Origin of the sequence: Serratia sp. NPDC078593, assembly GCF_050268245.1 — a bacterium.
In the GTDB taxonomy this organism is placed as follows: domain Bacteria; phylum Pseudomonadota; class Gammaproteobacteria; order Enterobacterales; family Enterobacteriaceae; genus JBNNGK01.
The window spans coordinates 189,011-208,744 of the sequence record NZ_JBNNGK010000003.1 but is presented as its reverse complement, the minus strand read 5'-3'; the positions used below and the strand labels follow the sequence as shown (position 1 = coordinate 208,744).

Here is a 19,734-nt window from a genome sequence, read left to right as displayed (position 1 = left end):
CATACGCTTGCGTAGGATAAGTCAGTGTCATCGCTAAACGTGTGGGTGATAGGCAAACAGCGCCGGTGCGCCACCGGTATGAATGAACAGGATAGGCCCCTCGTCACGGAAGCGTTGCTGCGCGATACCGTCGATCAAACCTGCCATCGCCTTACCGGTGTAAACCGGATCCAGCAAGATCCCCTCCTGTTGCGCTAATAACTGGACGGCCGCCATCCCTTCTTCATTTGGCATACCGTACTGTGGCGCAAAATAGTCGTCCCACAAGGTGATCGGCGCGAACGTATCGATATTCAGAGAGTAAGCCAGCGCCTGTTGCAGTTGCTCGACTTTAGGTAATTGATCAATCACTTTGCGTGAAACAGTAACGCCAATCAATTCGCTGTCAGGCAGCAACTGTTGTAGGCCAACGGCCAACCCGGCATGCGTTCCCGCGCTGCCGGACGCCACGACAACCGAACTGAATGCCACATTACGCGCCTGTTCGGCAATCTCCAACGCACATTGCACATAGCCAAGCGAACCCAACGCATTCGAACCGCCAACCGGTACCACATAGGGGCGAAAACCCTGCGCTTCCAGACGCGTCGCCAGATCGGCTAACTGCTGCTGTGGATCATGCAATGCATCGCACATCACCACCTCCACGTTGAATAAATCCAGCAACAGACGATTACCGTTAGTGAGGTAATTTTCCGCTTGCGTCTCGATCGGATTTTCCAAAAGCGCGACGCAATGCAGGCCAAGTTTGGCGGCAACGGCGGCGGTTTGGCGTACATGATTAGATTGGATGGCACCGGCTGTCACCAGCGTATCGGCACCTTGACGCAGCGCATCAGCGGCTAAAAACTCCAATTTTCTGAGTTTGTTACCGCCCATTGCCATCGGCGTGACGTCGTCACGTTTGATATAAACATCACGACCCAGGTAATCAGAAAGACGAGATAATTTTTCAAGTGGCGTGGCGGAGCCAACAAAATCGAGGCGCGGGAACTGCGCCAATTGCTGTTGCAGATTCACAGCTTCTCCCAAGGAATGAATATCAGACTAAACGATAGATTTATCAGATGTAGGCTGAATATTCATCCTTTATTAACCTCAGGCTGTAGCCTGCTCCCCGCAGTTTAGCGTCGGGTAAAGCCGTTAATACCGATTTTGCCAGGCGAGGTACTGATCGTATTTGCGCAGTGCAATGCGATAATTGTTATGTGCCGCGCTGGGTAAATCATCGATGATGCATTGATGACTAAAGCTGCTGGTAAATTTGTCGGCAGGATAATTGTGTGCAACCAACATTTCATCTAAACGACGCAGGCGCACTACATATTCACGGATGGTGCTGTGGTTCATTTCGGTTTGTTCAAACAGATATTGCTTGAACGACATGATGTCGAAATAGCTCGGATGGCTGTTGTAAGCAATCTCACTGCAAAAGCGACACAACGCGGTCAGCTCCTTTTGCACAGTTAGCCACACCTGATCGTCGATCGGCTGATCCATGCGCGCTATCGCTTCTTTATTGATTATTTTTCCACGAAAAACCAACGCCATGCGGTCCAACAACTTGCCACATTGTGAGCAATGGGTTTGGCTATGTTTGTAATCTTTCAGATAACGGCTCAGCGGCCGTTTTTTCAGTATTCTTCCTGGCATGATGCAGTCCGGTATTCTTCAGTCGGGTTGAGGGTCAGGCATCGTTCGCCAGACGTGCTCGCAAGCGCTTGATAGCCTGGCTGTGCAGTTGGCTAACGCGTGATTCGCCCACTTCCAACACAGCGCCAATTTCTTTCAGGTTTAACTCTTCCTGGTAGTACAGCGTTAACACCATTTTTTCGCGCTCAGGCAGTGCGTCGATGGCATCAATCACCCGTTGACGCAGGTTGCCTTCCAGTAATTGATGCAATGGATTAGCCTCTTGGTGCCCTTCCAGCAGCGGTTCGGCGTTTTCGCCATGCTCTTCGTGCCATTCGTCATAGGAAAAAAGTTGGCTGTTATTGGTGTCCAACAGGATTTGACGGTAATCCTCCAACGAGATATCCATCGCCTGCGCCACTTCCAGCTCGCTGGCCGGCCGGCCAAACTGCTGTTCAAGTCGTTGCATGACCTGCGCCACTTCCCGAGCGTGACGACGCACGCTACGTGGCACCCAGTCGCGGCTACGCAGTTCATCGAGCATCGCACCACGAATGCGTTGTACTGCATAGGTGGTAAAGGCAGTTCCCTGTAGGGCATCGTAGCGCTCAACGGCGTTCAACAACCCTATTCCCCCGGCTTGCAGTAGATCGTCAAGCTCCACACTCGCAGGCAGCCTGACCTGTAGGCGTAACGCTTCGTGACGCACTAACGGCACATAGCGCAACCAGAGAGAATTTTTGTCCATGACGCCTTCGGCGGTATAAAGATCGCTCACTGTGTCTAAAACCTGCGGATAAGGGAGTCAGCGCTATTATCCGTAGGGGGGGAAATGCCAATCGACAGAACAGCCGTAGAAAACAGGCTTTATTTGCGCCATGTAATAACACCGTGGCATCAGGGATACCAACGGGCGTGGTTGCCGATGCAAACGCTAATGTCAACGCAGGCCGGGCATGCCCGGCCACTACGGTGAATGTGGCATCGGAGCAAGTGGCGGATTACCGTTTCCCAACTTGGGACATTGGATCGGGTGACGGATTTCAGAATCCCAACCCCGTAGGGGCGTGGCACGCCGCACCCGGTTGGTTGATGCCGAACGCTGGGTGCCGGTGCAAATGCAAATACAGGCCGGGCATGCCCGGCCACTACGGTGAATGTGGCGGCAGATCAGGAAACAGATTGCGGTTGCCCAATCCCGTTGGGGCGTGGCACGCCGCGCCCGGTTGGTTGATGCCGCACGCTGAGTGCCGGTGCAAATGCAAACACAAATACAGGCCGGGCATGCCCGGCCACTACGGTGAATGTGGCAGCAGAGCGGGAAACAGATTGCGGTCCCCCAATCCCGTAGGGGCGTGGCACGCCGCGCCCGGTTGGTTGATGCCGCACGCTGGGTGCCGGTGCAAATGCAAACACAAATACAGGCCGGGCATGCCCGGCCACTACGGTGAATGTGGCAGCAAAGCGGGAAACAGATTGCGGTTGCCCAATCCCGTTGGGGCGTGGCACGCCGCGCCCGGTTGGCTGATGCCGCACGCTGGGTGCCGGTGCAAATGCAAACGCAAATAAAAACACAGGCCGGGCATGCCCGGCCACTACGATGAATGTGGCAGCAGAGCGGGAAACAGATTGCGGTTGCCCTATTCCGTAGGGGCGTGGCACGCCGCGCCCGGTTGGCTGATGCCGCACGCTGGGTGCCGGTGCAAATGCAAACGCCAACGCAGGCCGGGCATGCGCGGCCACTACGGTGAATGTGGCAGCAGAGCGGGAAACAGATTACGGTTGCCCTATTCCGTAGGGGCGTGGCACGCCGCGCCCGGTTGGCTGATGCCGCACGCTGGGTGCCGGTGCAAATGCAAACGCAAACACAGGCCGGGCATGCCCGGCCACTACGGTGAATGAGGCAGCAGAGCGGGAAACAGATTGCGGTTGCCCTATTCCGTAGGGGCGTGGCACGCCGCGCCCGGTTGGTTGATGCCGCACGCTGGGTGCCGGTGCAAATGCAAACGCAAACGCAAATACAAATACAGGCCGGGCATGCCCGGCCACTACGGTGAATGTGGCAGCAGAGCGGGAAACAGATTGCGGTCCCCCTATTCCGTAGGGGCGTGGCACGCCGCGCCCGGTTGGTTGATGCCGAACGCTGGGTGCCGGTGCAAATGCAAAACCCCGCATAATGCGGGGTTTTGCTAGCAACAGATTAATCGGAGAGAGTCGATTAACGCAGCAGAGACAGCACGTTCTGAGTAGACTGGTTAGCCTGTGCCAGAACAGAGGTGCCAGCCTGTTGCAGGATGTTAGCACGGCTCATGTTAGACACTTCGGTCGCGTAATCGGCATCTTGAATACGAGACTGAGAAGCAGACAGGTTGTTTACGGTGCTGTTCAGGTTGTTGATAACAGAATCGAAACGGTTCTGTACCGCACCCAAAGAAGAACGCAGAGAATCAACCTGAGACAGCGCTTTATCCAGCGTTGCCAGCGGATCGGCGGTTTTTGGTTCAGTAGACTGCTGAGCACCTTTGGTCACTTTACCAGCAGAGTCAACTGATGCCTTGAAGAACGCATCGTTGCCTTCAGCATCTTTACCTTTCACCACATAGCCTGATTTGCCTGCAGCATCGGTGTAAGTACGCAGTTCATCACCAGCGGTCAGGCCGGTTACCGCTGTGGTGCCCACTTTAACCTGAGACGCTTCTTTCAGGCCTGCCGTTGGGTTAGTGGTTGCCGCAGTTGAATCCCAAGTCGCATTGCCGCTCGCATCAACGGTCGCATCGTAGATTGCGCCAGTGGTGTCTTTAACGAAGTAGTTAGTGCCACCTGAACCATCGTCAGCAGAATACAGTTTGCCATCGCTGGTTTTTGGTGTGCCGTTGCTGTCAGCAGCAATAGTTGGCGCGCCCATTTTGTCGATAGCGGTCAGTGCGGTTGCGCCAACTTTCGTGGTGTCGATAGGATCGGCAACGCTGAATTTGTCCAGACCCAGAGTTTTTGCATTGATGTCTTTCAGTTCGATATCGATAGTTTCGTTATCGTTGGCACCCACCTGGATGGTCAGCTTCTGATCGCTGCTCAACACTTTCACGCCGTTGAAATCAGTCTGCTCAGAGATACGGTTGATTTCAGACAGACGCTGAGAGATTTCATCCTGGATGGATTGCAGATCGCTAGAAGAGTTAGAGCCATTTTGAGATTGAACGGTCAGACGACGAATGTTTTGCAGGTTGTCGTTTACTTCGTTCAGTGCGCCTTCGGTGGTCTGCGCCAAAGAAATACCGTCGTTGGCGTTACGTGAAGCCTGAGTCAGACCTTTGATGTTAGCGGTGAAGCGGTTAGAGATCGCCTGACCCGCGGCGTCATCCTTCGCGCTGTTGATACGCAGACCAGAAGACAGACGCTCAATCGCAGTACCCAAAGAAGACTGAGATTTGTTCAGGTTGTTCTGCGCCATCAGCGACAGGCTGTTGGTATTAATTACTTGTGCCATTATGTGTATTCCTTACGAATCAGTGCGAAGTTACAATTTTCGCATTCACAATTAAAAGGTTCGGGCTTTTGCCCACGGCGTCAACCACCGTCTTCTCAGGTATCGGCGCTGCCCCTGCAACCTTTAGATTTTTTTTATTTATTTTTTTGGTTTCAGCCAATGCAGTAAATAACGTGCGTTTTCTCTCTTCTATTGCGCCATCATTTTTTCGATTTTTCCGTAAACTTTTCTGCTATTGAGCCGATAACGCATTAAGCGAATAAAGTCATTACATAAGGAGAGTTACGAATGGCATCGATTAGTTCATTAGGTATCGGCTCAGGGCTCGATCTCAACGGCTTGTTGGATAAACTCACTAAAGCGGAACAGCAGCGTTTAACCCCTTACACCACGCAGCAAACCAGCTATAACGCCAAATTGACCGCTTTTGGCACGTTGAAAGGCGCGCTGGAGAAATTTGATAACCTGAGTAAAGATCTGGCCAAGCCAGAATTCTTCAATAACACCACGGCCAGTACACACGACCAATTTGCCGTCACCACCAACGCCAAAACGGTGCCGGGTAACTACACCATTACCGTGGACCAATTGGCACAGCCACAAACGTTGACGACGCAGGCTCACATTGGCGATCAGGCGGAAAAGCTGGGTCGCGCAGGTGCAAACGACCGTTCGATCTCAATCACCGCCGGTGAACCTCCCAAAGAAGTCAATATTCCGCTGAGCGACGAACAAACCTCGCTGGTAGAAATGCGTGACGCCATCAACGGTGCCAAGGCCGGTGTCAACGCCAGCATCATGCGCGTCGGTGATAATGAGTACAAACTGGCGATCAGCTCCTCCACCACCGGGAAAGACAACAAAATTTCGATTAAGGTGAACAATGACGACCAGCTCGGCGGCATTGTTAACTATGACTCCACCAGCAATACTGGCGCGATGCAGGAAACGGTGAAAGGCCAAGATGCAGAGATCACCGTCAATGGCACCAAGATCCAACGCAGCACCAACTCAATTTCTGACGCGATGCAGGGCGTAACGCTGGATCTGAAAACCACCACTAAGCCAGGCGAACCGCAAAATCTGGTTATCAGCACCGATAAAGCGGGCGCCACCGAAAAGATTAAAGCCTGGGTTGATAGCTATAACTCGCTGTTGGACACCTTTAATTCACTGAGCAAATTCACCCCGGTTAAAAGTGGTGAACAACAGTCGGCAAAGAATGGCGTTCTGCTGGGGGACAATACCCTACGCGGCGTACAGTCCTCAATAAAGAGCGCACTGAGCGCGGCACAAGATAACCCTGAATTAAAAGGGCTTGGTAATCTGGGCATCACCACCAACGTCAAAACCGGCAAGCTAGAGATTGACAGTGACAAGCTGAAAAAAGCAATGGATGAAAAGCCGGAGCAGGTCGCTAACTTCTTTTCCGGTAACGGCAAAGACACCGGCATGGCGACCGAGATCCATAACGAGATCCAAAATTATATTAAAGCCGGTGGCGTGATTGAAAACTCCACCAAAAGCATCAATACCAATCTCGATCGTTTAAATACCCAAATCACCCGCGTGACGGAAAGTATTCAAAACACCATCGACCGGTATAAGCAACAGTTCGTCCAACTCGATACCATGATGTCAAAACTGAACGGTACCAGCACGTATTTAACCCAACAGTTTTCACCCAAATAAAGACATTTAACCAGGTAAAACAGCATGTATAACCGTAGCGGAACGCAAGCCTACGCTCAGGTCAGTTTAGAAAGTGGCGTAATGAGCGCCAGTCCACATCAGTTAATCGTCATGCTATTCGACGGGGCGCAAAGCGCCCTGTCTCGTGCACGTATACTGATGAATCAGGGGGATATTGCCGGTAAAGGCCAGGCAATCTCTAAAGCAATCAATATCATCGATAACGGCTTAAAAAGCGCGCTCGATCACGATAAAGGCGGCGATGTCGCGGATAATCTTGCCGCGCTATACGATTATATGAAACGGCGTCTGCTTCAGGCTAATTTGCACAACGATCAACAGGCGATCGAAGAAGTGACTAAATTATTGGAAAATATTGCCGACGCCTGGCGCCAAATCGGCCCAAACTATCAACCTTCTTTGGATACCATTTAATGGAACGCCAACAGCAAATGTTATCCGCTTTTCAGCATATTCATGCGCTGAGTAAACAAATGATTATGCTGGCAAAAGCCGGTGGTTGGGATCAATTGGTAGCGCTGGAATTAGCGTACGTGACGGCGGTGGAGAAAACCGCCGACTTTACTGATGCGATAAACTCCTCAATGGCGCTGCAAGCATTGATCCGCGACACCTTGCAGCACATTCTCAACAATGAAACGCTATTGCGCACGTTGCTACAAGCCAGAATGGATGAGCTGAAAGTATTAATCGGCCAATCAACAACGCAAAATGTCGTTAACAATACCTATGGGCAATTCCACGATCGCGCATTGTTATTAGGTGAACCGCAGCCTCGATGAGCCAGTAATGCGTTACGCGGTTAAGTCAGCCGCAACCGCGGCCTATGCGTATCGGATAACGTTAAGATTGTTCTCATTCAACTAGAATATAGAACAGGCTGGTTTTGGCACCTATTTTTTGTTTAATGGATAAACATTACCCAAACATGGATGCTTTCCGTTCAGCAGGAAGTTAATTTTTTGGTTGCTTACACACGGCGTTATTACTCACAACGCATGGAAAAAAGTTGCTCCGACGCCGCACAACGCGTAAAGATATTCCCAGATACTGGCAGCGAAACGAATATCGATGGAACGCACAATTAATTTTTGTCCCGGGATCGGTGCCTCGGCGCATATCACTCAACATACTGAATTAGTCTTTTCTTCAGTCTATTTCGAACAACCGCACCTTTACCTGATACGCGAAGGGCATAAACGCATCCGCTGGCAACAGCACGAAGTTGTCGCACATCCCGGCGACTTGCTGATGATAGACAGTGGCCAATGCGTGGATATTATTAACAGCCTTTCCGACGATGGGCTGTTTAGTTGCCAACTGTTGATCTGCGATCCCCGGCTGGTGGCCACCGTCACCCCGCTACCCGAGACGCCTTTCAGCAACACCGTTGAAGGCGTACGGACGCTCAGCGATCTCCCCTGTGGGTTTACCCACAGTTTCGAAACCACCCATCTGGCGTTAGCACTCAGCCAAAGCTTCCCGCCGTCTATTGTCCGCCATAAGGTGCAGGAAATCCTGCTGTGGTTGGCGCAATTTGGTATCCGGTTAGTCCATAACGAAGTCAAGGATCTCACCCAGCGGGTACGCCGTTGTCTGGCGACGGATCCTTACAAAATCTGGACGGCCGCCGAAGTGGCGGAAAGTCTGATGATGAGTGAAGTGATGCTGCGACGCCGACTGTCCGTTGAGCATACCTCGTTACGTAATCTGATGATTGATGTCCGTATGAGCAGTGCATTGGCGCTTTTGCAGGCAACCGATTGGCCGATTTCCGCCATAGCACAACATGTCGGCTATGAGAGCGCCTCACGTTTCGCCGAGCGTTTTCGCAAACGTTTTGGTTTTGCGCCTACCGCCATACGGGGACACCAACGCATTATGCAACACAACACGGCGCTGCCCACTTCATACCCATTATTTAACGTAAGGAAAGAATAATATGGCCAGTTAACCCAGTAGGGTGCGCGGTTATTTCAGGTGGCTACGTCTTGGTGTCAACAAGGCCACCTAAGCGGCCTATTTGTCAACTGGATTTTATTAATAAGAATGTTAAAAAAATCAAAACAATCAGCATTAAAATGCTAAAAATTCGCCATCTACTTTCGCTTTTCGAACTCATCACCTTTCCTGAATAACGTTAAATCACTACCAACATAATCAGCATTGATAAGTAATATTTATGCATACTACAAAATATTTATCACGAAGATATTATATCCGTAACGCAAACTAAAAAAACAAATGCGATCGGAAAATGTGCGCTGAGATATTTAAAAAAAGACTTGCCTGTAAGTATCTTCTAATTTATTTAACGGCAATCTCCTTTACATGAACAAAATAAATCAATTTACGTTAATTAATGATGTTAATTATTCTATTAATACATGATTTATCTCACGACGATAAACATATTCTGTGAGCAAACTATCAGCAGTATTTTATTACGCAGCAATGGTATGCCGTACCGCTCGCGCCTGTAAGTATGACGTAACGGGATGCCGAACGTCAGTCAGACAAATCATTCACAACGCTTAATTACACCGGCATATTCATAATGTCTTGATACGCCGCGACCAGCTTATTTCGGACTTGAACCCCTAATTGCAACGAGACGGAGGACTTCTGCAAATCCACCATGACGTCGTTCAAGCTGATGCCCGGCACGCCCATTTCAAAATCCTGCGCCTGTTTCCGCGCGGTTTGCTGCGTGTCGCTGATTTTACCGATTGCGGCCTTTAGCTCACTGGCAAAGCTAACGCCCTGCAGCGGCTTAGCCTGCGTCAGGCTACCAGCTTGTAGCGCCGTCGCTTGCAGCTGCTGTAATACCCCTTCAATACCCTGAATATCCACGGCTGCCTCCTGTTGTCTTTTGTCACCGGGTGTCAAATTACCCGACACCATGCCGATGCTGCACACCCTACCACACCCTTTTCACGCTAAAGCGGGTAATTAACTGCAAAAAGCATGGCTTATCGAGCCATCAACATCGCAATTAAAGACGAATAATGGCATGCCCAAAATGGGGGCACTTTAGTCCGTTAAGTTATGTGCATCAGGGAGCCAGTTTTGTCACCACACAACGCTAACCAACCCGTTCATCAGCCAGGCAAGGGGCAACTATGAGCGCGTCAATCACCACCGGCGAGAGCCGTGAGAATGGCCTTCAGGCTCAGTGGAATCGCCTGCGCGCCAATCCTAAAATCCCTTTGCTGGTGGCAGCCTCAGCGGCAATCGCCATCGTGGTAGCGCTGTTGTTATGGGTGAAAAGTCCGGATTACCGCGTGCTGTACAGTAACCTGAACGATCGTGACGGCGGTGCCATCGTCACCCAGCTGACGCAGATGAACATTCCCTACCGTTTTACCGAGAACGGTGCCGCACTGATGATCCCAGCAGAAAAAGTGCATGAAACCCGGCTGCGCCTGGCACAGGTCGGCTTGCCAAAAGGCGGCGCAGTAGGGTTTGAACTGCTGGATCAGGAAAAGTTTGGCATCAGCCAGTTCAGCGAGCAGATAAACTATCAGCGCGCGTTGGAAGGAGAACTGTCACGCACTATCGAATCACTCGGCCCGGTTCAAAATGCCCGCGTCCATTTGGCGCTGCCAAAGCCGTCATTGTTTGTCCGTGAGCAAAAATCCCCGTCTGCTTCGGTCACCTTGAGTCTGCAACCGGGGCGAGCCCTTGATGACGGCCAAATCAACGCTATCGTGTATATGGTGTCCAGCAGCGTCGCCGGTTTGCCGCCCGGTAATGTCACGGTGGTCGATCAGGCTGGCCGTCTGCTAACGCAATCTGATGGCACCGGGCGCGATCTGAACGCAGCACAATTAAAATACGCCAACGAGGTAGAAAACCGTTATCAACGCCGGATCGAAGCCATTCTGGCACCGTTGGTGGGCAGCGCTAACGTACGGGCGCAAGTCACCGCACAGATTGATTTCTCTACCCGCGAGCAAACTGACGAACAGTACCAGCCGAATCCAACGCCGGAAAAAGCCGCCATTCGTTCACGGCAGTTGAGTCAGAGCGATCAAATTGGTGGCCTGCCGGTCGGCGGCGTGCCAGGTGCTCTGTCGAACCAACCAAGCGCTGCGCCAACCGCCCCGATCGAAACACCACCGGCGAATGCTGAGGCAAAAGCGGCAAATAACGCTACGCCAAATAATCCGCAGAACACCGCTAAAAACAGCAACGTGCCGCAAAACAGCCGTCGTGATGAAACCACTAACTATGAAGTGGATCGCACCATTCGCCATACCCAACACAAATCGGGCGCGGTGCAGCGGCTGTCGGTCGCCGTGGTACTCAATACGCTGGGTACCGATAAAGACGGTAAGCCGGTATTGATGAGCAAACAACAGCTGGCACAAATCGAGTCGCTGGTGCGTGAAGCGATGGGTTACTCCAGCGAACGTGGCGACACGCTAAACGTCGTCAACTCGCCGTTTACCGACGTGGAAATGACCGCAGGTGCCCTGCCGTTCTGGCAGTCGCAAACCTTCTTCGATCAATTGTTTAACGCGGGCCGTTATCTGTTGGTGCTCTTGGTGGCGTGGTTGCTGTGGCGCAAACTGGTTCGCCCTCAGTTACAGCAACGTCAGGCGGCGCAGCAGGCCGCTATCGCCGCAGCCAATGCGCCAGCCGCCCGCCCGGCCGATGTCAACAAACCCACTAACGACGAGTTGGTGCAGCATAAACGGTCACAGCAGCGCGTCAGCGCTGAAGTCCAAAGCCAGCGGATCCGCGAACTGGCGGATAAAGACCCGCGCGTGGTCGCCTTGGTAATCCGTCAATGGATGAGTAACGAACTATGAGTCTGACAGGTACAGAAAAAAGCGCCATTTTGCTGATGACGCTGGGTGAAGATCGCGCGGCGGAGGTGTTCAAACATCTCTCCTCACGTGAAGTGCAACAGCTCAGCGGCACCATGGCTGGTATGCGGCAGGTATCGCATAAGCAACTGGGCGAAATTTTGCGCGAGTTCGAAGACGATGCCGAACAGTTCGCGGCACTCAGCGTGAATGCCAGTGATTATCTGCGCTCGGTATTGGTGAAAGCCTTAGGTGAAGAGCGTGCCGCCAGCCTGCTGGAGGATATTCTCGAATCACGCGAAACCACCACCGGCATGGAAACCCTCAACTTTATGGAGCCGCAAAGTGCCGCCGATCTGATCCGCGATGAACACCCGCAGATCATCGCGACCATTCTGGTGCATCTCAAACGGGGTCAGGCTGCCGATATTCTGGCGTTGTTCGACGAGCGCTTGCGTAATGACGTGATGCTGCGTATCGCCACTTTCGGCGGTGTGCAACCGGCCGCGTTGGCGGAACTCACCGAAGTGCTGAACAACCTGCTCGACGGTCAGAATCTCAAACGCAGCAAAATGGGAGGCGTACGCACCGCCGCCGAGATCATCAACCTGATGAAAACGCAGCAGGAAGAAGCGGTTATCGATGCCATGCGCGAATACGATGGCGAATTGGCGCAGAAGATCATCGACGAGATGTTCCTGTTCGAAAATCTGGTCGAGGTCGACGATCGCAGCATCCAGCGTTTGTTGCAGGAAGTGGAAGGCGAATCGTTGTTGATCGCCTTGAAAGGGGCAGAACAACCGCTGCGCGAGAAATTCCTGCGCAACATGTCGCAGCGCGCGGCCGATATCCTGCGCGACGATCTGGCCAACCGTGGCCCAGTACGCATGTCGCAAGTGGAAAACGAGCAGAAAGCCATTCTGTTGATCGTCCGTCGTCTGGCGGAGAGTGGCGAAATGATTATCGGCGGTGGCGAGGACACCTATGTCTGATCGCATTAACGCGCTGCCTTGGCAACCCTGGGCACTAAACGATTTGGCCGCACCTGCGCCGGAAACCGAACCGCTCCCGGAGCCGGAACGGGAGGCCTTGCCGGTTGACGAAGGCGCCAACGAACAGCAGCACAGAGAGGTGCTGCGTCTCCAGGCTCAGCAACAGGGTCAGCAACAGGGTCAGCAGTTAGGTTACGCAGAAGGACAACAAAAAGGCTATGAGGCCGGTTTTCAAGCCGGTCTGGAGGAAGGCCGCCAGCAAGGCATTCTGCAAGGGCAACAACAGCAACAACCGCTGACGGAACACTGGCAAAGCATGGTGAGCGAATTCCAGCACACGCTGGATGCCTTGGATAGCGTGATTGCATCGCGTCTGATGCAGTTAGCGTTAACCGCCGCCAAGCAGGTGATCGGCCAGCCACCGGTGTGTGATGGCACTGCCCTGTTGGCGCAAATTCAGCAGTTGATTCAACAAGAACCAATGTTTAGCGGCAAACCCCAGCTACGCGTCCACCCGGACGACTACCCGCGCGTAGAACAGCAGTTGGGCGTTACGCTGAGCTTGCATGGTTGGCGGTTGTTGGCCGACGGGCAATTGCACCCCGGCGGATGCAAAGTCAGTGCCGAAGAAGGCGATCTTGATGCCAGCCTGGCGACACGCTGGCATGAACTGTGCCGTCTGGCAGCACCTGGAGACCTATGATGACCCCTCGCCTCAACCGCTGGCTGACCGCATTGGATACGCTGGAAGAACGGATCACCCATACGCCGACGGTGCGCCGCTATGGTCGCCTGACGCGCGCCACCGGTCTGGTACTGGAGGCCACCGGCCTGCAACTGCCTATCGGCGCAACCTGCCTGATCGAACGGCTGGATGCCGGCGACGTGCAGGAAGTAGAGAGCGAAGTGGTCGGCTTTAACGGCCAGCACCTGTTTCTGATGCCATTAGAAGACGTGGAGGGCATCGTGCCCGGTGCACGGGTTTATGCGCGCATGTCACCCGAGGGGCAAAGCGCCAGCAAACAGCTCCCGCTCGGGCCGGCGTTGCTCGGCCGGGTGCTCGACGGCAGTGCTAAACCGCTCGACGGCTTGCCCGCGCCAGAAACTGGCTACCGCGCTCCGCTGATCACCGCCCCCTTTAACCCATTACAGCGTACGCCGATTGAACAGGTATTGGACGTCGGCGTGCGAACCATAAATGGCTTGCTGACGGTTGGCCGCGGTCAACGTATGGGGCTGTTTGCCGGTTCCGGCGTCGGCAAAAGTGTGTTACTCGGCATGATGGCACGCTATACCCAGGCCGATGTCATCGTTGTGGGTTTGATTGGCGAGCGCGGGCGTGAAGTCAAAGATTTTATCGAGAACATTCTCGGCGCGGAAGGCCGCGCCCGTTCGGTGGTGATCGCCGCACCGGCCGATGTCTCGCCGCTGTTACGTATGCAGGGTGCCGCCTACGCGACCCGCATTGCCGAAGACTTTCGCGATCGCGGGCAACATGTGCTGTTAATCATGGATTCCCTCACCCGCTATGCCATGGCGCAGCGCGAAATTGCCTTAGCAATCGGTGAGCCACCCGCGACGAAAGGCTATCCGCCCTCGGTGTTTGCCAAACTGCCTGCGTTAGTGGAACGCGCCGGGAACGGGATCAGCGGCGGCGGATCCATCACTGCGTTTTATACGGTATTGACCGAAGGCGATGACCAACAGGATCCGATCGCCGATTCCGCGCGCGCCATCCTTGACGGCCATGTGGTGTTGTCGCGCCGTCTGGCCGAAGCGGGGCACTACCCAGCGATTGATATTGAAGCCTCGATCAGCCGCGCGATGACGGCCTTGATCGACGACGATCATTATCGCCGGGTGCGAAATTTCAAACAAATGTTGGCCAGCTATCAACGCAACCGCGATTTGATCAGCGTGGGCGCCTATGCCGCCGGTAGCGATCCGCTGTTAGATAAAGCCCTGTCGCTGTATCCGCAGATGGAAGCCTATCTGCAACAGGGCATCTTTGAGCGCAGCGGGTATGACGAAGCCTGCCAACAGTTACGGCAATTAATTGTTTAACGTCGTGGAGGCCTTAGCACTATGCAACCCTCAACACCGCTGATTACCTTGCGCAATTTGGCGCAGGATGCCGTAGAACAGGCCACGCAACAGCTCGGGCAGGTGCGCAAGGCGCAGCAGGCGGCAGAACAACAACTTTCGATGTTGCTGAATTATCAGGATGAATATCGCCAGAAACTCAATGCGTCCTTAAGCAGCGGCATGGGCTCTGCCCGTTGGCAAAACTATCAGCAGTTCATTGGCACCTTGGAGCAGGCTATCAGCCAGCACCAACAGCAGTTGCAGCAATGGAGCCAAAAGGTTGAACAGGCGATGCGCCAATGGCAAGACAAGCAGCAACGTCTGAATGCCTTCGAAACGCTGCAAACGCGCGCGCTGAATGCCGAACAGTTACGGGAAAACAAGCGGGATCAAAAACTGATGGATGAGTTCGCTCAACGTCGTTCACAAAGGAATATCAACCCATGAATCTGACCCTGTTACCGGGCCTGACATCGCCTCATGATACGCCCACCACGCTGCGGGAGGCCGATCTCGCATTGGATGAAACGGCGTTATCCTCGGCCTTTAACCAACTGTTTGGCGCACGCCTGTTAGCCCCCGGCAAAGACGCGGCTAAACTGACGTTGCCGCCCCTCGATGACGCGGCGCAGCCTGCCACGGTATCCGGCCATCATTCGCGTGATGCCCTGTTGGCCGCTCTGGCGGAACCGGCAGAACAGCTGCCTTCCGGTGAACGCGCTCCGCTGATAGCCCCCCTCGCCGACGGCGAGAGGCCAACGCAGCCAACTGACCAGGACGCGCTGGATAAAACACACGAAGCCTTGGATGTCGACACCCTGCAAGCGTTATTCGCTATGTTACCGCTGACCATGCCGTCACCCGCGCAGCCAAAGGCGGGCGTATTGCCTGCCGAACCGCAACCGGGCACTGAACAACCCACGTTGACCACGGCAGGTCATCTACTGAGCAGCCTGAATACCCAGACTGAACGGGTAGCCGAACGCAGCACGGCTGCCACCGCGCGTGCGCCAGAAAAAACGTTGAATAGCGCAACCTCTCCGGCACTTCCCCCATCAACAAACACCGCTGAACCGATGATTCAGGCTGACTCAATACGAGCTCAAGACCCCGGTTTGCTCACCCAACCCACGCCACCACAGGGGGTAGCTCCTCCGGTTTCCAGCCCGGTAATCGCCCCGCCGCCGTCTGGCAGCGTGGTTAATCCGCCCCCGGCACCGCTGCTAAATGCCTCATTGGGCAGCCCGGAATGGCAGCAGGCACTCAGCCAGCAAGTGCTGATGTTCCATCGCCATGGGCAACAAACCGCCGAGTTACGCCTGCATCCGCAAGAGCTGGGCGCCTTGCAGATTACCCTGAAGCTCGATGATAACCAGGCGCAATTGCACATTGCTTCGGCGCAGGGGCAGGTACGTGCCGCAGTAGAGGCATCGATGCCACATTTGCGTCACGCGCTGGCGGAAAGCGGCATCAATCTGGGGCAAAGCAGCGTCGGCAGTGAATCCATGCCGCAGCAGACACAGCAACACGCGTCTAACGGCCAAGGGCAATCATCTTATCGTGACCAGCATGGCGGGAGTGAAACACCGGCCGACAGCGTGCTGGCCCCACCCCGCTTACAAGCCATGGCGCGCGCCGTCGACGGTGTGGATATTTTCGCCTGAATCGCGGTTAACGCCGAAGCTGAACGGCTTTTTCCCGTCTATTCAGACCATTGCAGGCTGAAATAGACGGGATAATATACCCATCGTTTATCCCCCCTTGGTGATTTGGGGACGATGGCCAAAATAATTCGTGCTGAATCAAGGCGGCTGCGGGTAAGCCGTATAAAACGGCATGAAATAGGTCGGCTATCTCACGGGTGAGCTTCCCCGTGTTAATAACAGGAATGTGATTACGTAATGTCTCAGAACCCTCTTCCAACAGCTCCGAAGAAACGTCCGTTACTGGTTATCTTGCTGCTGTTGATGACCGTCGCTGCCTGTGGCGCGGCGGGTTACAGTTGGTGGCTGCTACAACAAAAAGACGGCAGTACCGCCGCCGCTGACAAACCACAACCGCCAGCGGCACCGGTTTTCATGCCGCTGGATACCTTCACCGTTAATCTGGTCACGCCAGACAACAACCCCGACCGTGTGTTGTACATCGGCCTGACGCTGCGCTTGCCCGATGAAGCAACACGTCGCCAACTGAATGACTTTTTGCCGGAAGTGCGTAGCCGTCTCTTGATGCTGCTCTCCCGTCAGGAAGCAGCGCAGTTGGCTGGCGAATCAGGAAAACAGCAACTGGTGGCGCAGATCAAGGACGTGCTCAGTCCGCCACTGGTTAAAGGCCAACCGAAGCAGGTGGTCAGCGATGTGCTGTTCACCGCCTTCATACTGCGGTAACGACCCATGGGTGACAGTATTCTTTCACAGGCAGAGATCGACGCCTTGCTCAACGGCGACAGCTCAGGTGATGAACCTGCGGCCATCGTGGGTAATGAGAACGAGGTAAAACCTTACGATCCCACCACCCAGCGCCGCGTGGTGCGTGAACGTCTGCACGCGCTGGAAATTATCAACGAGCGTTTTGCCCGGCAGTTCCGCATGGGATTATTCAACCTGCTGCGTCGCAGCCCGGATATCACCGTCGGCCCGATCAAGATCCAGCCGTACCATGAGTTCGCCCGTAACCTGCCGGTGCCCACCAACCTTAACCTGGTCCATCTGAATCCGCTGCGCGGCACCGCACTGTTTGTCTTCGCCCCCAGTCTGGTGTTCATTGCGGTAGATAACCTGTTCGGCGGTGATGGCCGCTTCCCGACCAAAGTGGAAGGCCGTGAGTTTACCCCGACGGAGCAACGGGTGATCAAACGGATGTTACGTCTGGCGTTAGATGCCTACGGCGATGCCTGGAGCGCCATCTACAAGATCAATGTCGAATATGTGCGTGCCGAGATGCAGGTGAAATTCACCAATATCACCACCTCACCTAACGACATCGTCGTCACGACGCCTTTCCAAGTTGAAATTGGCGCACTGACCGGCGAATTTAATATTTGTATTCCTTTTGCCATGATCGAGCCGCTGCGCGAGTTGCTGACCAACCCGCCGCTGGAAAACTCCCGGCAGGAAGACAGCCAATGGCGCGAAACCTTAGTGAAACAGGTACAGCACTCCGAGCTGGAGCTGATTGCCAACTTTGTCGATATTCCGATGCGGCTATCGAAGGTGCTGAAGCTCCAACCGGGCGATGTACTGCCCATCGATAAGCCGGAACGCCTGATCGCGCACGTTGACGGTGTACCGGTGCTGACCAGCCAATACGGCACCCTGAACGGGCAATATGCCCTGCGTGTTGAACATTTAATTAACCCTATTTTGAATGCTCTGAGTGAGGAACAGCCCAATGAGTGATCCTAAGCAACCGTCTGGCGAAGGAAAGGAATCCGTAGACGATCTGTGGGCTGATGCGTTTAACGAACAGCAATCGTCAGAGAAATCAACCGCCAGCACCGATGGCGTATTCAAGACATTGGAAGCACAGGATGCCATTGGCAGTCTGCAGGATATCGATCTGATCCTCGATATTCCGGTCAAACTGACGGTGGAGCTGGGCCGCACCAAGATGACCATCAAAGAGTTACTGCGCCTGTCGCAAGGCTCGGTGGTGGCGCTGGATGGGCTGGCTGGCGAACCGTTGGATATTTTGATTAACGGTTACCTGATTGCACAGGGTGAAGTGGTGGTGGTCGCCGACAAATTCGGCGTGCGCATCACTGACATCATTACGCCCTCTGAGCGTATGCGCCGCCTGAGCCGCTGATGAGCAACAACGCCAGCGTACAAACGCATACCACCGCCCCCGCCTCCGCGCCGGCACTGCCGGCCGGTTCGGTGTTAACCCAGGTGAGCAGTGCGCTAGGCAGCGTTTTACTGCTGATCTTACTGGCCGGTTGGCTGTTTCGCCGGCTGGGGTTCGCACCGCAAACCCGCAACAACGCGCTGCTCAACGTGCGTGCCAGTTGTCAGGTTGGCCAACGCGAACGCGTCGTGGTGGTTGAAGTGGACAACACCTGGTTAGTGCTTGGCGTCACCGCTCAGCACATTACCCCATTGCACACGTTAAGCGCGCCGCCCGCCCAAGACGATGCAGCCAAAACGCCACCCACGGCAGATTTTCGCCAACTGATGCAAAAAGTATTGAAGCGCCCGGAAAAATCGGCATGAACCTTAGTCAACCGTCCATCTCCGCGACGAACGTACGTTTTCCCGCCCCAGCGCGATCGATTCACCGCGCTGTCGGCAGCGCCGTTGCCGCCCTATTGCTGTTAATCAGCCCCGCTGCGCTGGCGCAATTGCCGGGGCTCGTCAGCCAACCGTTGCCGGGAGGGGGACAAAGCTGGTCGCTACCGGTGCAAACGCTGGTATTGCTCACTTCGTTGAGTTTCTTGCCCGCCATGTTGCTGATGATGACCAGCTTTACGCGCATCATCATTGTGCTCGGCCTGCTGCGCAACGCCCTTGGTACGCCGTCAGCACCGCCGAATCAGGTGATGTTAGGTTTGGCACTGTTTTTGACCTTTTTCATCATGTCACCGGTGTTCGATAAGGTGTATCAAGAGGCTTATCTGCCCTTCAGCCAGGATAAAATCAGTATGGAACTGGCGATCGATAAAGGCGCGCAACCGCTGCGCGAATTTATGCTGCGCCAAACGCGCGAATCCGATTTGGCGTTATATGCACGGTTAGCGAACCAACCACCGCTGGCCGGGCCGGAAGCGGTACCGATGCGTATTTTATTGCCCGCCTACGTCACCAGCGAATTAAAGACCGCGTTCCAAATTGGTTTTACGGTATTTATTCCGTTCTTGATTATCGATTTAGTGGTGGCCAGTGTGCTGATGGCGTTGGGGATGATGATGGTGCCGCCGGCAACCATCTCGCTACCGTTCAAGTTGATGCTGTTCGTGTTGGTCGATGGTTGGCAACTGTTACTCGGCTCACTGGCGCAGAGTTTTTACAGCTAA

21 protein-coding genes are annotated in these 19,734 nt (G+C 54.1%); 15 read left to right on the top strand and 6 right to left on the bottom strand.

Annotated features, from left to right (window positions below; genetic code table 11):
* Positions 1-33: 33 nt before the first annotated feature.
* The 5 genes from ACQKDS_RS05110 to ACQKDS_RS05090 form a co-directional block, all read right to left on the bottom strand.
* Entirely contained in the window at positions 34-1,020 is a 987-nt protein-coding gene (locus tag ACQKDS_RS05110) for a D-cysteine desulfhydrase (RefSeq protein WP_399666538.1), read from the bottom strand.
* A gap of 123 nt (positions 1,021-1,143) precedes the next feature.
* Positions 1,144-1,653, bottom strand: coding sequence for a flagella biosynthesis regulatory protein FliZ (gene fliZ, locus ACQKDS_RS05105; protein ID WP_399666541.1), 510 nt, complete (start codon positions 1,651-1,653; stop codon positions 1,144-1,146).
* Positions 1,654-1,687: 34 nt separating this feature from the next.
* Positions 1,688-2,410, bottom strand: coding sequence for an RNA polymerase sigma factor FliA (locus ACQKDS_RS05100; protein WP_399666544.1), 723 nt, complete (start codon positions 2,408-2,410; stop codon positions 1,688-1,690).
* A gap of 392 nt (positions 2,411-2,802) precedes the next feature.
* The gene (locus tag ACQKDS_RS05095) at positions 2,803-3,321 is read right to left on the bottom strand and encodes a hypothetical protein (RefSeq protein WP_399666546.1); all 519 of its coding nucleotides are present in this window, start codon (positions 3,319-3,321) and stop codon (positions 2,803-2,805) included.
* Positions 3,322-3,850: 529 nt separating this feature from the next.
* Positions 3,851-5,119, bottom strand: a complete 1,269-nt coding sequence (locus ACQKDS_RS05090; protein ID WP_399666549.1) for a FliC/FljB family flagellin — start codon at positions 5,117-5,119, stop codon at positions 3,851-3,853.
* A gap of 288 nt (positions 5,120-5,407) precedes the next feature.
* Here ACQKDS_RS05090 and fliD point away from each other — a divergent pair, with 288 nt between their 5' ends.
* The 4 genes from fliD to ACQKDS_RS05070 all read left to right on the top strand — a co-directional run bounded on the left by fliD (position 5,408) and on the right by ACQKDS_RS05070 (position 8,773).
* Positions 5,408-6,811 carry a flagellar filament capping protein FliD gene (gene fliD, locus ACQKDS_RS05085; protein WP_399666551.1) on the top strand — a complete coding sequence of 468 codons (1,404 nt, stop codon included), beginning with the start codon at positions 5,408-5,410 and terminating at the stop codon, positions 6,809-6,811.
* A 24-nt stretch (positions 6,812-6,835) separates the two neighbouring features.
* A complete protein-coding gene (gene fliS, locus ACQKDS_RS05080; RefSeq protein WP_399666554.1) occupies positions 6,836-7,246 on the top strand; it encodes a flagellar export chaperone FliS in 411 nt (136 codons plus the stop codon).
* Complete coding sequence (gene fliT / locus ACQKDS_RS05075; protein ID WP_399666557.1) at positions 7,246-7,614, top strand: flagella biosynthesis regulatory protein FliT; 369 nt, start codon at positions 7,246-7,248, stop codon at positions 7,612-7,614. Before fliS ends, fliT begins: the two co-directional genes overlap by 1 nt.
* Before the next feature lie 289 nt (positions 7,615-7,903).
* Positions 7,904-8,773: a helix-turn-helix transcriptional regulator gene (locus ACQKDS_RS05070; protein WP_399666560.1), complete on the top strand. Its 870-nt coding sequence runs from the start codon at positions 7,904-7,906 to the stop codon at positions 8,771-8,773.
* Between the two features lie 597 nt (positions 8,774-9,370).
* On the opposite strand, the gene fliE is transcribed toward ACQKDS_RS05070, so the two are convergent.
* Positions 9,371-9,685, bottom strand: a complete 315-nt coding sequence (fliE, locus tag ACQKDS_RS05065; RefSeq protein WP_399666562.1) for a flagellar hook-basal body complex protein FliE — start codon at positions 9,683-9,685, stop codon at positions 9,371-9,373.
* A gap of 269 nt (positions 9,686-9,954) precedes the next feature.
* Between fliE and fliF the strand changes: the two genes are divergently transcribed.
* From fliF to fliP, 11 genes are all read left to right on the top strand, one after another.
* Positions 9,955-11,649 (top strand): flagellar basal-body MS-ring/collar protein FliF, encoded by a 1,695-nt coding sequence (gene fliF / locus ACQKDS_RS05060; protein WP_399666565.1) that lies wholly within the window; start codon positions 9,955-9,957, stop codon positions 11,647-11,649.
* Positions 11,646-12,638: a flagellar motor switch protein FliG gene (fliG, locus tag ACQKDS_RS05055; protein WP_399666568.1), complete on the top strand. Its 993-nt coding sequence runs from the start codon at positions 11,646-11,648 to the stop codon at positions 12,636-12,638. Before fliF ends, fliG begins: the two co-directional genes overlap by 4 nt.
* Entirely contained in the window at positions 12,631-13,341 is a 711-nt protein-coding gene (fliH, locus tag ACQKDS_RS05050; RefSeq protein WP_399666571.1) for a flagellar assembly protein FliH, read from the top strand. Before fliG ends, fliH begins: the two co-directional genes overlap by 8 nt.
* Positions 13,341-14,702 (top strand): flagellar protein export ATPase FliI, encoded by a 1,362-nt coding sequence (fliI, locus tag ACQKDS_RS05045; RefSeq protein WP_399667080.1) that lies wholly within the window; start codon positions 13,341-13,343, stop codon positions 14,700-14,702. Before fliH ends, fliI begins: the two co-directional genes overlap by 1 nt.
* 21 nt (positions 14,703-14,723) lie before the next feature.
* Positions 14,724-15,170, top strand: coding sequence for a flagellar export protein FliJ (fliJ, locus tag ACQKDS_RS05040; protein ID WP_399666573.1), 447 nt, complete (start codon positions 14,724-14,726; stop codon positions 15,168-15,170).
* On the top strand, positions 15,167-16,387 hold the full coding sequence (locus ACQKDS_RS05035; RefSeq protein ID WP_399666575.1) for a flagellar hook-length control protein FliK: 1,221 nt from the start codon (positions 15,167-15,169) through the stop codon (positions 16,385-16,387). The genes fliJ and ACQKDS_RS05035 overlap by 4 nt, the downstream gene beginning before the upstream one ends.
* Positions 16,388-16,624: 237 nt before the next feature.
* Entirely contained in the window at positions 16,625-17,110 is a 486-nt protein-coding gene (fliL, locus tag ACQKDS_RS05030; protein ID WP_399666578.1) for a flagellar basal body-associated protein FliL, read from the top strand.
* A 6-nt stretch (positions 17,111-17,116) separates the two neighbouring features.
* Positions 17,117-18,121: a flagellar motor switch protein FliM gene (gene fliM, locus ACQKDS_RS05025; protein ID WP_399666581.1), complete on the top strand. Its 1,005-nt coding sequence runs from the start codon at positions 17,117-17,119 to the stop codon at positions 18,119-18,121.
* Complete coding sequence (fliN, locus tag ACQKDS_RS05020) at positions 18,114-18,530, top strand: flagellar motor switch protein FliN (RefSeq protein WP_399666584.1); 417 nt, start codon at positions 18,114-18,116, stop codon at positions 18,528-18,530. The genes fliM and fliN overlap by 8 nt, the downstream gene beginning before the upstream one ends.
* Complete coding sequence (gene fliO / locus ACQKDS_RS05015; protein ID WP_399666587.1) at positions 18,530-18,934, top strand: flagellar biosynthetic protein FliO; 405 nt, start codon at positions 18,530-18,532, stop codon at positions 18,932-18,934. The genes fliN and fliO overlap by 1 nt, the downstream gene beginning before the upstream one ends.
* Positions 18,931-19,734: a flagellar type III secretion system pore protein FliP gene (fliP, locus tag ACQKDS_RS05010; protein ID WP_399666590.1), complete on the top strand. Its 804-nt coding sequence runs from the start codon at positions 18,931-18,933 to the stop codon at positions 19,732-19,734. Before fliO ends, fliP begins: the two co-directional genes overlap by 4 nt.